The sequence below is a fragment of the Streptomyces sp. NPDC058964 genome (genome assembly GCF_042741275.1).
In the GTDB taxonomy this organism is placed as follows: Bacteria; Actinomycetota; Actinomycetes; order Streptomycetales; family Streptomycetaceae; genus Streptomyces.
Genome location: NZ_JBHYKH010000262.1, coordinates 1 through 12,392 on the forward strand (window position 1 = coordinate 1; position 12,392 = coordinate 12,392).

Annotated in this window: 10 protein-coding genes and 1 pseudogene; 8 read left to right on the forward strand and 3 right to left on the reverse strand. The window is 74.0% G+C overall.

Going from position 1 to position 12,392, the window contains the following annotated elements:
• Nucleotides 1-366: pseudogene (locus tag ACFW2E_RS27790) on the reverse strand (hypothetical protein); the annotation flags it as partial.
• A gap of 56 nt (nt 367-422) precedes the next feature.
• Here ACFW2E_RS27790 and ACFW2E_RS27795 point away from each other — a divergent pair.
• From ACFW2E_RS27795 to ACFW2E_RS27815, 5 genes are all read left to right on the forward strand, one after another.
• Entirely contained in the window at nt 423-986 is a 564-nt protein-coding gene (locus tag ACFW2E_RS27795) for a hypothetical protein (protein ID WP_384469807.1), read from the forward strand.
• 120 nt (nt 987-1,106) lie between these two features.
• Nucleotides 1,107-4,307 (forward strand): S41 family peptidase, encoded by a 3,201-nt coding sequence (locus ACFW2E_RS27800; protein ID WP_384469808.1) that lies wholly within the window; start codon nt 1,107-1,109, stop codon nt 4,305-4,307.
• Nucleotides 4,308-4,392: 85 nt separating this feature from the next.
• Nucleotides 4,393-4,746, forward strand: coding sequence for a histidine triad nucleotide-binding protein (locus ACFW2E_RS27805; protein ID WP_384469809.1), 354 nt, complete (start codon nt 4,393-4,395; stop codon nt 4,744-4,746).
• 6 nt (nt 4,747-4,752) lie between these two features.
• The gene (locus ACFW2E_RS27810; protein WP_384469810.1) at nt 4,753-5,658 is read left to right on the forward strand and encodes a ribonuclease Z; all 906 of its coding nucleotides are present in this window, start codon (nt 4,753-4,755) and stop codon (nt 5,656-5,658) included.
• A 20-nt stretch (nt 5,659-5,678) separates the two neighbouring features.
• Nucleotides 5,679-6,671 carry an adenosine deaminase gene (locus ACFW2E_RS27815; protein WP_384469811.1) on the forward strand — a complete coding sequence of 331 codons (993 nt, stop codon included), beginning with the start codon at nt 5,679-5,681 and terminating at the stop codon, nt 6,669-6,671.
• Here the strand turns inward: ACFW2E_RS27815 and ACFW2E_RS27820 are convergent.
• Nucleotides 6,635-7,906, reverse strand: coding sequence for an MFS transporter (locus tag ACFW2E_RS27820; protein WP_384469812.1), 1,272 nt, complete (start codon nt 7,904-7,906; stop codon nt 6,635-6,637). The two genes, ACFW2E_RS27815 and ACFW2E_RS27820, sit on opposite strands and share 37 nt — an antisense overlap.
• Before the next feature lie 325 nt (nt 7,907-8,231).
• Here ACFW2E_RS27820 and ACFW2E_RS27825 point away from each other — a divergent pair, with 325 nt between their 5' ends.
• From ACFW2E_RS27825 to ACFW2E_RS27835, 3 genes are all read left to right on the forward strand, one after another.
• Nucleotides 8,232-9,128 (forward strand): 5-dehydro-4-deoxyglucarate dehydratase, encoded by an 897-nt coding sequence (locus ACFW2E_RS27825; RefSeq protein WP_384469816.1) that lies wholly within the window; start codon nt 8,232-8,234, stop codon nt 9,126-9,128.
• Nucleotides 9,125-10,414, forward strand: coding sequence for a glucarate dehydratase family protein (locus tag ACFW2E_RS27830; RefSeq protein ID WP_384469813.1), 1,290 nt, complete (start codon nt 9,125-9,127; stop codon nt 10,412-10,414). The genes ACFW2E_RS27825 and ACFW2E_RS27830 overlap by 4 nt, the downstream gene beginning before the upstream one ends.
• A gap of 102 nt (nt 10,415-10,516) precedes the next feature.
• The gene (locus ACFW2E_RS27835; RefSeq protein WP_384469814.1) at nt 10,517-11,674 is read left to right on the forward strand and encodes a carbohydrate kinase family protein; all 1,158 of its coding nucleotides are present in this window, start codon (nt 10,517-10,519) and stop codon (nt 11,672-11,674) included.
• Nucleotides 11,675-11,853: 179 nt separating this feature from the next.
• On the opposite strand, the gene ACFW2E_RS27840 is transcribed toward ACFW2E_RS27835, so the two are convergent.
• Nucleotides 11,854-12,392, reverse strand: a 539-nt coding sequence (locus tag ACFW2E_RS27840; RefSeq protein ID WP_384469815.1) for a hypothetical protein, incomplete at its 5' end; no start/stop codon positions are given.

Sequence of the window (12,392 nt, forward strand, 5' to 3'; positions counted from 1 at the left end):
CCAGCCGTCCAGGTCCGCGGGGCCGGGCAGCGCTCCGCGCTGCCGGGCCTCGTCGACGAAGGCCCGTACGACACCGGGTTCGTGCAGGTTGAGCGGGTCGCCGTCGCTCGTGGCCACCAGACCCGAGTGCCAGTACGCGCCGCCCGAGACGATGCGCCCCTCGCCCTCCCGGAAGACGATCCGGGTACGGACCCCGGCCAGATACAGCGTCAGCACGTCGCTGCACCCCTCGCCGGCCGCGTGCCGGTGCCGGACGTGCCACCGGTACACCCTCCCGTCGACGACGAGCCTTCTGAGCCTGCGGTCGCTGTCTATCCGGCCAGGGTAGGCGCGCCGGTCGCACTCGACGGTGACGTGCGCGAACACTTGAGTGGCCGTTTGTGCCCTTCCGCGACGCCCGGGTCGGTGGCAGGCTGCCCTCCATGGGGGTACTGAGGCGGATTCGGCGACGGCCGTGCGGGACGCGGGTGGCGGCCGTGGCGGGGCTCGCGGTGCTGGCCGTGGGCGGAGCCGTGGCGTGCCGGCCGGGTGACCTGAACTCCGCGACGGCGGCGTACACGACCGACAAGACGGCGACGGCCGAGCTCGAACGGCAGCACGTGAAGGTGCGCTGGCTCAGCTGCACCGGCAACTACGGCAACAAGGCCCCCACGCCCGGGAAGACGCCCTCGCCCCGCGAGAGCACCGTCGTCTCCGTCGACTGCCAGGGGCAGACGGACGACGGGCGGAAGATCACCGTCACGGGCAGGGTCACCAAGGCCGTGGACGGCGCCTGCGTGCGCGGCGACCTCGTCGCCGAGGTCGGCGGCAAGCAGTGGTTCCACGTCAAGGGCCTCGGCAACTGCGACGCCAGGCCGGGACCGACGTACACCCCGCCCGTCACCCACCGTCCGCCGGGCGGGCAGCAGCCCGGCCCCACGGTCACCGTCACCCGGACCATCTGGTGCAAGGGCGACCCCACCTGCTGGCCGGTCGAGGGCAAGTGATCGGAAAGGGATCCGCCGGCTCCGCCCGGTGCGTAGGGTGATCGGGTGACTGAGTCCGCATCGAGGGGTCCGACGGGGCCGACGGGATCGACGGGGTCGACGGGGGCGACAGGGCAGTCAGTGCCGGGCGCGTATCTCCGGTTCCCCCATCTGCACGGCGACCTGGTCGCCTTCACCGCCGAGGACGACATCTGGCTCGCGCCCCTCGACGGCGGCCGCGCCTGGCGGGTCAGCGCCGACAACGTGCCGGTTTCCCTGCCGCGCATATCGCCCGACGGCACGACGGTCGCCTGGACCTCCACCCGCGACGGCGCCCCCGAGGTGCACATCGCCCCGGTCTCCGGCGGTCCGGCCAAACGGCTCACGTACTGGGGCAGTTGGCGGACGCAGGTGCGCGGCTGGACCCCGGACGGACACGTCCTCGCGCTCACCACACACGGCCAGGCCAGCCTGCGCCGCAGTTGGGCGCACGCCGTTCCGCTCGACGGGGGACCGGCCACCACCCTGCCGTACGGGCCCGTCGGCGACGTCGCCTTCGGTGCGCACACCGTCCTGCTGTCCGCGCCGATGGGGCGCGAGGCAGCCTGGTGGAAGCGCTACCGGGGCGGTACGGCGGGCAAGTTGTGGATCGACGGGGAGGGCCCCGACGGGGAGGGCGTGGGCGAGTTCGTACGGCTGCACGAGGAGCTGGACGGGAACATCGAGCACCCGGTGTGGGTGGGCGACCGGATCGCCTTCCTGTCCGACCACGAGGGCACCGGCGCGCTGTACTCCTCCCTCGCCGACGGATCGGGGCTGCGGCGGCACACCCCCCTCGGCGGCTTCTACGCCCGGCACGCGGCCACCGACGGCAGCCGGGTCGTCTACTCCAGCGCCGGCGAGCTGTGGCTGCTGGACGACCTCGAGGGCGCCGAGCCGCGCCGGCTGGACGTGCGCCTGGGCGGGCCGCGGGTCGACCTGCAGCCGTTCCCGGTGGATGCGGCACGCTGGTTCGGGGCCGCGTCCCCCGACCACGGCGCGCGCGGCAGCGCGGTCTCCGTGCGCGGCGCCGTCCACTGGGTCACCCACCGCTCCGGTCCCGCCCGCGCGCTGGCCGCCCGGCCCGGTGTACGGGCCCGGCTGCCGCGCACCTTCCGCGCCGACGGCGAGGAGTGGGTGGTGTGGGTGACGGACGCCGAGGGCGAGGACGCCCTGGAGTTCGCCCCGGCGACCGGACTGGCGCCCGGCGCGATCCCCAGACGCCTCGCCGCGGGACAGCTCGGCCGGGTCCTGGCGCTGGCCATGGCACCCGACGGCAGCCGGGCCGCCGTGGCCGCGCACGACGGGCGGCTGCTGCTCGTCGAGCGGGAGACCGGCGAGGTGCGCGAGGTCGACCGCAGCGCGTACGGCGAGGTGTCCGGGCTGGCCTTCTCGCCCGATTCGGCCTGGCTCGCCTGGTCGCACCCCGGCCCGCGCCCCCTGTCCCAGCTCAAGCTCGCCCACACCACCGACCTGTCGGTCGTCGAGGCCACCCCGCTGCGCTTCCGGGACTACGCGCCGGCCTTCACCCTCGACGGCAAGCACCTCGCCTTCCTGTCCAACCGTTCCTTCGACCCGGTCTACGACGAGCACGTCTTCGACCTGGCCTTCGTCGTCGGTGACCGCCCCCACCTGATCACCCTCGCCGCGACCACGCCGTCCCCGTTCGGCCCGCAGCGGCACGGCCGCCCCTTCGAGACCCCGGACAAGGACGAGACCCCCGACAGCGAGGGCACCCCGACCACCCGCGTCGACCTCGAAGGGCTCGCCGAGCGGGTGGTCCCCTTCCCGGTGGAGGCCGCCCGCTACTCCAACCTGCGCGCGGCCAAGGACGGCGTGCTGTGGCTGCGTCACCCGGTGCGCGGTGTCCTCGGCGCCTCCCGCGCCACCCCCGACGACCCCGACCCCAAGACCGAGCTGGAGCGCTACGACCTCGCCCAGCGGCGCATCGATCACCTCGCCGCCGACGCCGACCACTTCGAGGTGAGCGGCGACGGCAAACGCGTCCTGCTGTGGACCGACGACCGGCTCAGGGTCGTACCCAGCGACCGGCGCGCCGCCCATGACGACGACGGCGACACGAGCGTCACCGTCGACCTCGCCCGGGTCCGGCAGACCGTGGACCCGGCCGCCGAGTGGCGGCAGATGTACGACGAGGCCGGGCGCATCATGCGCGACCACTTCTGGCGGCCCGACCTGAACGGGGTCGACTGGGACGGCGTCCTCGACCGCTACCGGCCGCTGCTCGGCCGTATCGCCACCCACGACGACCTGGTCGACCTGCTGTGGGAGGTGCAGGGCGAACTCGGCACCTCGCACGCCTATGTGTCCCCGCGGGGCGGATACGGCGCCGGCCCCCGGCAGGGCCTGCTCGGCGCCGACATCTCGCGCCACCCGGACGGCGGTTGGCGCATCGACCGGATCCTGCCCTCGGAGACCTCCGACCCGGACGCCCACTCCCCGCTCGCCGCGCCCGGCGTCGCCGTGCGCGCCGGGGACGCGATCCTCGCGGTCGGCGGCCACCCGGTCGACCCGGTGACCGGCCCGGGGCCGCTGCTGGTCGGTACGGCGGGGGAGCCGGTCGAGCTGACCATCTCGCCGTCGGGCGGCGGCGACCTGCGGCACGCGGTCGTCGTCCCGATCGCCGACGAGGAGCCGCTGCGCTACCACGACTGGGTGTCGGGCCGGCGTGCCTACGTCCACGAGCGTTCAGGCGGCCGGCTCGGCTATCTGCACGTGCCCGACATGCAGGCCCCCGGCTGGGCCCAGATCCACCGTGACCTGCGGGTCGAGGTGGCCCGCGAGGGGCTGGTCGTCGACGTCCGGGAGAACCGGGGCGGCCACACCTCCCAGCTCGTCGTGGAGAAGCTCGCCCGGCGGATCGTCGGCTGGGTCCTGCCGCGCGGCATGCGGCCCTACAGCTATCCGCAGGACGCGCCCCGGGGTCCGGTCGTCGCCGTCGCCAACGAGTTCTCCGGGTCCGACGGCGACATCGTCAACGCGGCGATCCGCGCCCTCGGCATCGGTCCGGTGGTCGGCACCCGCACCTGGGGCGGGGTGATCGGCATCGACAGCCGGTACCGGCTGGTCGACGGCACGCTCATCACCCAGCCCAAGTACGCGTTCTGGCTCGAGGGTTACGGCTGGGGCGTGGAGAACCACGGGGTGGACCCGGACGTGGAGGTGGTCCAGCGGCCCCAGGACTGGGCGGCGGGCCGGGACCCCCAACTGGACGAGGCGATCGCGCTGGCGCTGGCCTCGCTGGAGTCGACGCCGGCGAAGGCTCCGCCGGAGCTGCCGTGACGGGGAGGGTGCCGACCCCGCGCCGGGAAGCACACGCTCGATACCATGCCCCGGTACGAGATCATCCGGCTGAGGAGGCCTACCCATGGCAGGGGAGCCGCAGGACGACTGCCTGTTCTGCAAGATCGTCGCAGGGCACATCCCGGCGACGATCGTCCGTGAGACGGAGACGACGGTCGCCTTCCGGGACATCAACCCCCAGGCGCCCACCCACGTCCTGGTGATCCCCAGGGTGCACTACAAGGACGCGGCCGAACTCGCCGCCGCCGAACCGGCCGTCGCCGCGGACATACTGCGCGAGGCCCGGGCGGTCGCGGACGAGGACAAGCTGGAGAGCTACCGCATCGTCTTCAACACCGGCAGCGGCGCAGGACAGACCGTGTGGCACGCCCACGCGCACATCCTCGGCGGCCGCGGCATGCAGTGGCCCCCCGGTTAGACCGCCGTGTCCGTACGTGAACTGGTGGTCCTCGGCACCGCCAGCCAGGTCCCGACCCGGCACCGCAACCACAACGGCTACCTGCTGCGCTGGGACGGCGAGGGCATACTCTTCGACCCCGGTGAGGGTACGCAGCGCCAGATGCTGCGCGCCGGGGTCGCCGCGCACGACCTCAACCGGATCTGCGTCACGCACTTCCACGGGGACCACTCGCTGGGACTGGCGGGCGTCATCCAGCGCATCAACCTCGACCAGGTGCCGCACCCGGTGACCGCCCACTACCCGCGCTCCGGGCAGCGCTTCTTCGACCGGCTGCGGTACGCGACCGCCTACCGGGAGACGGTGGAGCTCACCGAGGCGCCGGTGGACGCCGACGGCGACCTCGCGGTGACCCCGTCGTACACACTGGAGGCCCGGAAGCTGTCCCACCCCGTCGAGTCCTACGGCTACCGGCTCGTGGAGCCCGACGGACGCCGCATGCTGCCCGAGCGGCTCGCCGCGTACGGCATCAAGGGGCCGGACGTCGGACGGATCCAGCGCGAGGGCACCCTCGGGGAGGTGCGCCTGGAGGACGTCAGCGAGGTGCGGCGCGGACAGCGGTTCGCGTTCGTCATGGACACACGCCTGTGCGACGGGGTGCACGCGCTCGCCGAGGGCTGCGACATGCTCGTCATCGAGTCCACCTTCCTGGACGAGGACCTGGAACTCGCGGTCGACCACGGACATCTGACGGCGGGCCAGGCGGCCCGGGCCGCCCGGGACGCCGGGGTGCGGCACCTGGTGCTCACCCACTTCAGCCAGCGCTACTCCGAGCCGGACCAGTTCGAGCTGCAGGCGCGGGCGGCCGGCTTCGCGGGGGAGCTGACCGTGGCGCACGACCTTCTGCGAGTGCCGGTCCCGAAGCGCGGATAAAAGGCGCATACGATGCTTTGATGCCCCTCCCCAAAGCAGAACTGCACCTCCACGTCGAAGGCACCCTCGAACCCGAGCTGGCGTTCCGGCTCGCCGAGCGCAACGGCGTCCGGCTTCCGTACGCGGACACCGAAGAGCTCCGCAAGGCGTACCAGTTCGACGACCTCCAGTCCTTCCTGGACCTGTACTACGAGCTCATGGCCGTCCTGCGCACCGAGCAGGACTTCGCGGATCTGGCCGACGCCTATCTGGCCCGGGCCGCCGCGCAGGGCGTGCGGCACGCGGAGATCTTCTTCGACCCGCAGGCGCACACCGCCCGGGGAGTGCCGATGGGCACGGTCGTCGAGGGGCTGTGGCGGGCGCTGGGGCGCAGCGAGGAGAACCACGGCGTGTCCACCCGGCTGATCATGTGCTTCCTGCGGGACGAGTCCGCCGACTCGGCCCTGGAGACCCTGGAGGCGGCCCGGCCGTACCTCGACCGGATCACCGGTGTCGGCCTGGACTCGGCCGAGGTCGGCCATCCGCCGGCGAAGTTCCGCGAGGTGTACGCGGCCGCCGCCGCGCTCGGGCTGCGGCGCGTGGCGCACGCGGGCGAGGAGGGGCCGCCGGCCTACATCACCGAGGCCCTGGACGTGCTCGGCGTCGAGCGGGTGGACCACGGCCTGCGCTGCATGGAGGACCCGGCGCTGGTGGAGCGGCTGGTGCGGGAGCGGATCCCGCTCACTGTCTGCCCGCTCTCCAACGTCCGGCTGCGTGCCGTCGACGTCCTGCCGGAGCACCCGCTCGCCGCGATGATCACCGCCGGTCTGCTGTGCACGGTCAACTCCGACGACCCGGCCTACTTCGGCGGCTACGTCGCCGACAACTACCACGCGGTGCGCGATGCGCTGGGGCTGTCCAAGGAGCAGATGCGCGAGCTGGCCCGCAACTCCTTCCTCGCCTCCTTCCTGGAGGACGACGAGGAGCGGCGGGCCCGCTACCTCGCCGAGGTCGACGCGTACGAGTTCTCGTAGGCGGTGCCGTAGGCGTGCCTCGCGGGCACGGCCGGCGCCTCCACCGGGATCGCCACGACCGGCTGCGTCCGCCTGCCCGCGCGCAGCGCGACGGCGGTCAGCGGAAAGGCGATCGCCAGCAGCCCGGCGGCGAGCACCAGGCCCATGACCGGGAAGCCGGCCCGCGCGGAGAGCATGCTGCCGGTCAGCGGGCCCGCCGCCGTGCCCAGTGACGCGGCCGAGCCGACCAGCACCGCCCAGCGGCCGCGCGGGTCCAGGGAGGCGGCGAGACCGATCACGTACGACAGCACGATCGGGTAGACCAGGTTCCAGGCGATCTCGCCCAGTGCGAAGCCCGTCAGATCGGTGGCCGCGGCGCTGACCGCGATGCAGGCCGCGATCAGCGCCGTACCCGCGCCGATGGGCACGGCCCGGCCGAGGCGTGGCCCGAGCGCGCCCGCTCCGACGACCCCGAGCAGCCCGGCGCCGAGCGCGGCCGCGAACACCGCGCCGACGGTCGCCTCGCCGAGGTGTGCCTGGGTGAGGCCGATGCGGCCGCTGACGCCCCAGAGGGAGTTCTGGGCCAGGGACCAGAAGGGCATCGCGGTGGCAAGCACGAGTCCCAGGCGCCGGTGGGGGAGCCGGGCCGCCGTCCGTTCGGCGGGAGTGCGCAGGGGGGCGGTGCGGGCGGTGAGGCGGCCGGTGAGCGGCCAGACGGCGAGCGCCGTGAGAGCCATCGCGGCCAGGGGCTGCGAGTGGCCCGCGCCGAGGTGCGGGACCGTCAGACAGACGGCGCCCGCGAGCGCGGAGACGCAGAGCAGGCCGAGGGTGGACGCGCGGTGGGGATCGCTCCCCCAAGCTCTCGACTCCGCTCGAGCGGGGGGCGCCCCCAGGGCGGCGATGCCGGTGGCGGCGACCGCGGTGACCGTGCCCGAGCCGAACCCGCCGAGCAGGGCGCCCACGACGACGAGCGGCACGACGCCGGTGAGGGCGGCCCCGCCGTAGCCGAGGACGGCGAGCGCGAGACCGGCGCGGGCCGACGTGCGTGCCCCGATCCGGTCGGCCTTCGACGCGAGCAGGAAGCCGGCCGCCGCCGAACTCAGCAGCAGCGCGCTGCCGATGGCGCCGGCCTGGGTGGGGGAGAGAGGAAGCCCCGCCTCGAGCCTGCCGACGGTGGTCGGCAGCAGATACGGAGCGAGGTAGCCGGCCGTGAAAAGGGCGACGAGGGGCCAGGGTGTGGTGCGGGGGGCGGACACGGGCGTTCCCGGGGCATGCGAAAGGAGCGGGTCGAAGAGGGGGGAGGGGCGACGACCGTCGACGGACAGGAACGCGCGAGCAAGTTGTATCAAGCAGGTGGTTACGGAAGAAGCGTGTGCGGTGTGATGTGGGACACCTTCCGTTTGGCGTGGTGATCACTGGGTAAAGAGGCGCGCCGACGTCCACGGGGTGAGGTGCCGTTGACGGTCGCCGTTCGCGTATCTAATCTCTGTTCTCATACATGGATGACGTCTGCATGGGGAGATGACGCCGGTGGCCGGAGACGCACGGACCGAGACCGTGGCGCGGAGGCTGCGGGACGGCATGGCGAACGGCGTGCTGTCCTTCCCGCTCACCGCCTTCCACGACGACGGCTCCCTCGACCCCGGCGGCTTCCGGACCCATGTCGCGGACCGGCTCGCCACCGCACCCGGAGCCGTCTTCCCCGCCTGCGGCACCGGCGAGTTCTTCTCCCTGGACGAGGACGAGTACCGGCGGGTCGTGGAGATCACCGTCCAGGAGGCCGCGGGACGCGTGCCCGTGGTGGCCGGGACCGGGTACGGCTGGGCGCAGGCCGCCCGGTTCGCGCGGATCGCCGAAGAGGCCGGCGCTGACGCGCTCCTCGTCCTGCCGCACTACCTCGTCGCCGCGCCGCAGGACGGGCTGGTCGAGCAGCTGGCCCGGCTGGCCGCCCGCACCCGGCTGCCGCTCATCGCCTACCAGCGCGGCCAAGTGGCCTATGACGTGCCGGCGTTCGGGCGGATCACCGGGATCCCGGGTGTCATCGGCCTCAAGGACGGCCACAGCGACCTCGACCGCCTCCAGCGGCTCACCCTCGACGCCCCCGGGGACTTCCTGTTCTTCAACGGCGCCGCCACCGCCGAGATCCAGGCCCGCGCCTACGCAGCCGTCGGCGTCCCCGCCTACTCCTCCGCCGTGCACGCCTTCGCCCCCGAGATCGCGAACGCCTTCTTCGCCGCCCTGCGCGAGGGCGACCACGGCACGGTCGACAAGCTGCTGCGCGGCTTTTACGTCCCGTTCGTGGAGCTGCGCGACCGCGCGCCCGGATACGCGGTGTCCCTGGTCAAGGCGGCGGCCCGGCTGCGCGGCCACCCGGTGGGCCCGGTCCGTGCCCCGCTCACCGATCCGTCGCCCGCCGATCTCGCCGCCCTCAAGACGCTGCTCACCACCGGACTCGACCTCGTAGGAGCCGCCCTGTGACCCGTGACCTGACCATCACCGAGGTACGGCTGACGCCCGTCCTGGTCGCCGATCCGCCGCTGCTGAACACGCAGGGCGTGCACCAGCCGTACACCCCGCGCCTGATCGTGGAGGTGGTGACGGCCGACGGAACCACCGGACTCGGCGAGACGTACGGCGACACCAGGTACCTGGAACTGGCACGCCCGCTCGCCGACCGCCTGATCGGCCGCCGGGTCACGGACGTGAACGCTCTGTTCACCCTCGACGTCGCCGTGGACGACTCCCGGGTCGAGGACGCCGTCGACGTCGGCGGACTGCGCGGCGTCCAGACCGCCGACAAGCTGAGGCTCTCCGTCCTCTCCGCCTTCGAGGTCGCCTGCCTGGACGCCGAGGGCAGGGCACTCGGCCTGCCCGTGCACGCGCTGCTCGGCGGCAAGGTGCGCGACTCGGTCGAGTACGGCGCGTACCTCTTCTACAAGTGGGCCGCCCACCCGGAAGGCCTGGGTGCCGAGGCGGACGACTGGGGAGCCGCGCTCGACCCGGCCGGGGTCGTCGAGCAGGCGAGGAAGTTCAAGGAGCGTCACGGCTTCACCTCCTTCAAGCTGAAGGGCGGTGTCTTCCCGCCCGACGAGGAGATCGCAGCCGTACGCGCCCTGGCCGAGGCGTTCCCGGGGCACCCCCTGCGCCTCGACCCCAACGGCGCCTGGTCGGTGGAGACTTCGCTGAAGGTGGCGAAGGAACTCGGGGACGTGCTCGAGTCCCTGGAGGACCCGGCGCTCGGCACCCCGGCGATGGCCCAGGTGTCCGCGGGCACGGACGTCCCGCTGGCCACCAACATGTGTGTGACGACCTTCGCCGAGATCAAGGAGGCGTTCGTCCGGGACGCCGTACAGGTGGTCCTCTCCGACCACCACTACTGGGGCGGGCTGCGCAACACCCAGCACCTCGCGGCGATCTGCCGCACCTTCGGCGTCGGGGTGTCCATGCACTCCAACACCCACCTGGGGATCAGCCTGGCCGCGATGACCCACGTCGCGTCGACCGTGCCCGGCCTCCACCACGCCTGCGACTCCCACTACCCCTGGCAGTCGGAGGACGTCCTGACCCAGCGGACCGCCTTCTCCGGCGGCCGGGTCACCGTCTCCGACGCCCCCGGCCTCGGCGTGGAACTGGACCGCGACAGGCTGGCCAGGCTGCACCGCCGGTGGGCGGAGAACGACGGCTCGCTCCGGGACCGGGACGACGCGGCGGCCATGCGGGTGGCCGAACCCGGGTGGGTGACGCCGCCGACGCCACGCTGGTAGCGGAGCAGCCGGTCCCGGTCGAGCGGCACCGGCGCGAGAGCCGCCGTCCCCTGCGCGGCGTGGTGCACACTGGCCAGACCCGCACCAGTCAGGGAGCGCACCGTGACCGCGTCCAACGCGTCTGCCGGAGAGGAACCGGAACACCTCGGAGACCCGCACCACTGGCCCGCCCGGGTCGATCCGCTGGCCGCCGTGCGCACCCCGGGCGATCCGCCCTGGGACGTCTACCTCACGGGCACCGTCTTCCTGGACATCATCTTCACCGGCCTGGACTCGGCCCCCGTGCGCGGGACCGAGTCGTGGGCACGGGGGATGGGCTCGAGCCCCGGCGGCGTGGCGAACATGGCGACGGCCCTGGCCCGCCTCGGCCTGCGGACGTCTCTCGCGGCCGCCTTCGGCGACGACCACTACGGCGAGTACTGCTGGGACGCGCTCGCCCAGGGCGAGGGCATCGACCTGTCCCCGTCCCGTACGGTCTCCGGCTGGCACTCCCCGGTCACGGTCTCGATGGCGTACGAGGGCGAGCGCACGATGGTCTCCCACGGCCACGAGCCGCCCCCCGAGGCCGTGTTCGGCCGGGAGGGCGGTCCGGACCGTATCCCGCGGGCGCGTGCCGCGGTCGCGTCCCTGACGCCGGGCATCAGCGCGCCCTGGATCGCGCGGGCCGCGAGCCAGGGCACCCGGATCTTCGCGGACGTCGGCTGGGACGACACGGGCGCGTGGAACCTGGCCGCCCTCACCGACCTGGCACGCTGCGAGGCCTTCCTGCCCAACGCCGAGGAGGCCATGCGCTACACCGGTGCCGACTGCCCGCGCGCGGCGGCCCACGCCCTGACCGAACACGTGCCGCTGGCGGTCGTCACCCTCGGCGCGGACGGCGCCTATGCCGTGGACCGGCGGACCGGGGAGACCGCCGAGGTGCCCGCGATCGCCGTCGAGGCCCTCGACCCGACCGGCGCCGGGGACGTCTTCGTCGCGGGCTTCGTCACCGGAACCCTGGCCGGGTGGCCGCTCGCCGACCGCCTCGCCTTCGCCGGGCTGACGGCCGCGCTCTCCGTCCAGGAGTTCGGCGGCTCCCTCTCGGCGCCCGGCTGGGCCGAGATCGGCGCGTGGTGGCGCAAGGTGCAGTCGGTGCGGGGGCAGGATCCGGCCGCCCTGCGCCGGTACGCGTTCCTGGAGCACCTCGTTCCGGAGGAGCAGGCCAGACCGTGGCCGCTGCGCAGGGCGGTACCGACGATCGGCTTCCGTCGCTCGGCGTGAGCGGGCACGGGCCGGCCACGACCCTCCGGCCCATGCAGCGCCGGTACTCCGCAATCGCGCCGGCCGACGCCGGCGGGCGGCCCTCGGTGAGGGCGCCGCGGATGGCGCGTCGCGCCGTGTGCTCCGGGTCCGGGTGGGCCGTGCAGCTCGGGCCGGGGCCGGGGGCGTCGGTCTGACGCTCAGCGGCCGCCCGCTGCCGTCAGGACCGCGGTGACCTGCTCCCGGATCACTTCGCGGCCCGTGGCCGGGAGGGCGTCGAGCGGGGTGTGGCTCAGGGCGTCGAGGATCCGGTCGGCGTCGGTGCCGTTGTCGCAGGGCAGGGTCTCGGTGAGGACCTCGTAGCCGTCGCGGACGGCTACGCGCAGCTGGCGGCGGGCGTCCGGCCCGGCCGCGTGCACGGCGGCCGCGACGACGAGGGGCGGCTCGCCGCCCGCCTCGCCGGGCAGCTTGCGGTACGCATCCGCCAGCGGCGTGCGCCAGCGCAGGCTCAGCAGCACCGGGCGCTTGGCCAGGACCTCGGCGAGGTCGGTCTCGTACGGGCCGTCCGCCGCCAGCACCACGGCGCGGGCGTCCAGCACGAGGGCCGCGGGCAGCAGACAGCGCAGTGTGCTGCCGACCAGGTTGCCGCCGACCGTGGCGGTCCGGGGGGGGGGGACCCGGCACCCCCCCCCCCCCCCCCCCCCCCCCCCCCCACCCCCCCCCCCCCCCGCCCGAGGGG

Excerpts from the sequence above, each read along its gene's own strand:
- ACFW2E_RS27795 (WP_384469807.1), top strand. The coding sequence starts at position 423 with ATGGGGGTACTGAGGCGGATTCGGCGACGGCCGTGCGGGACGCGGGTG.
- ACFW2E_RS27805 (WP_384469809.1), top strand. The coding sequence starts at position 4,393 with ATGGCAGGGGAGCCGCAGGACGACTGCCTGTTCTGCAAGATCGTCGCA.
- ACFW2E_RS27815 (WP_384469811.1), top strand. The coding sequence starts at position 5,679 with ATGCCCCTCCCCAAAGCAGAACTGCACCTCCACGTCGAAGGCACCCTC.
- ACFW2E_RS27825 (WP_384469816.1), top strand. The coding sequence starts at position 8,232 with ATGGCGAACGGCGTGCTGTCCTTCCCGCTCACCGCCTTCCACGACGAC.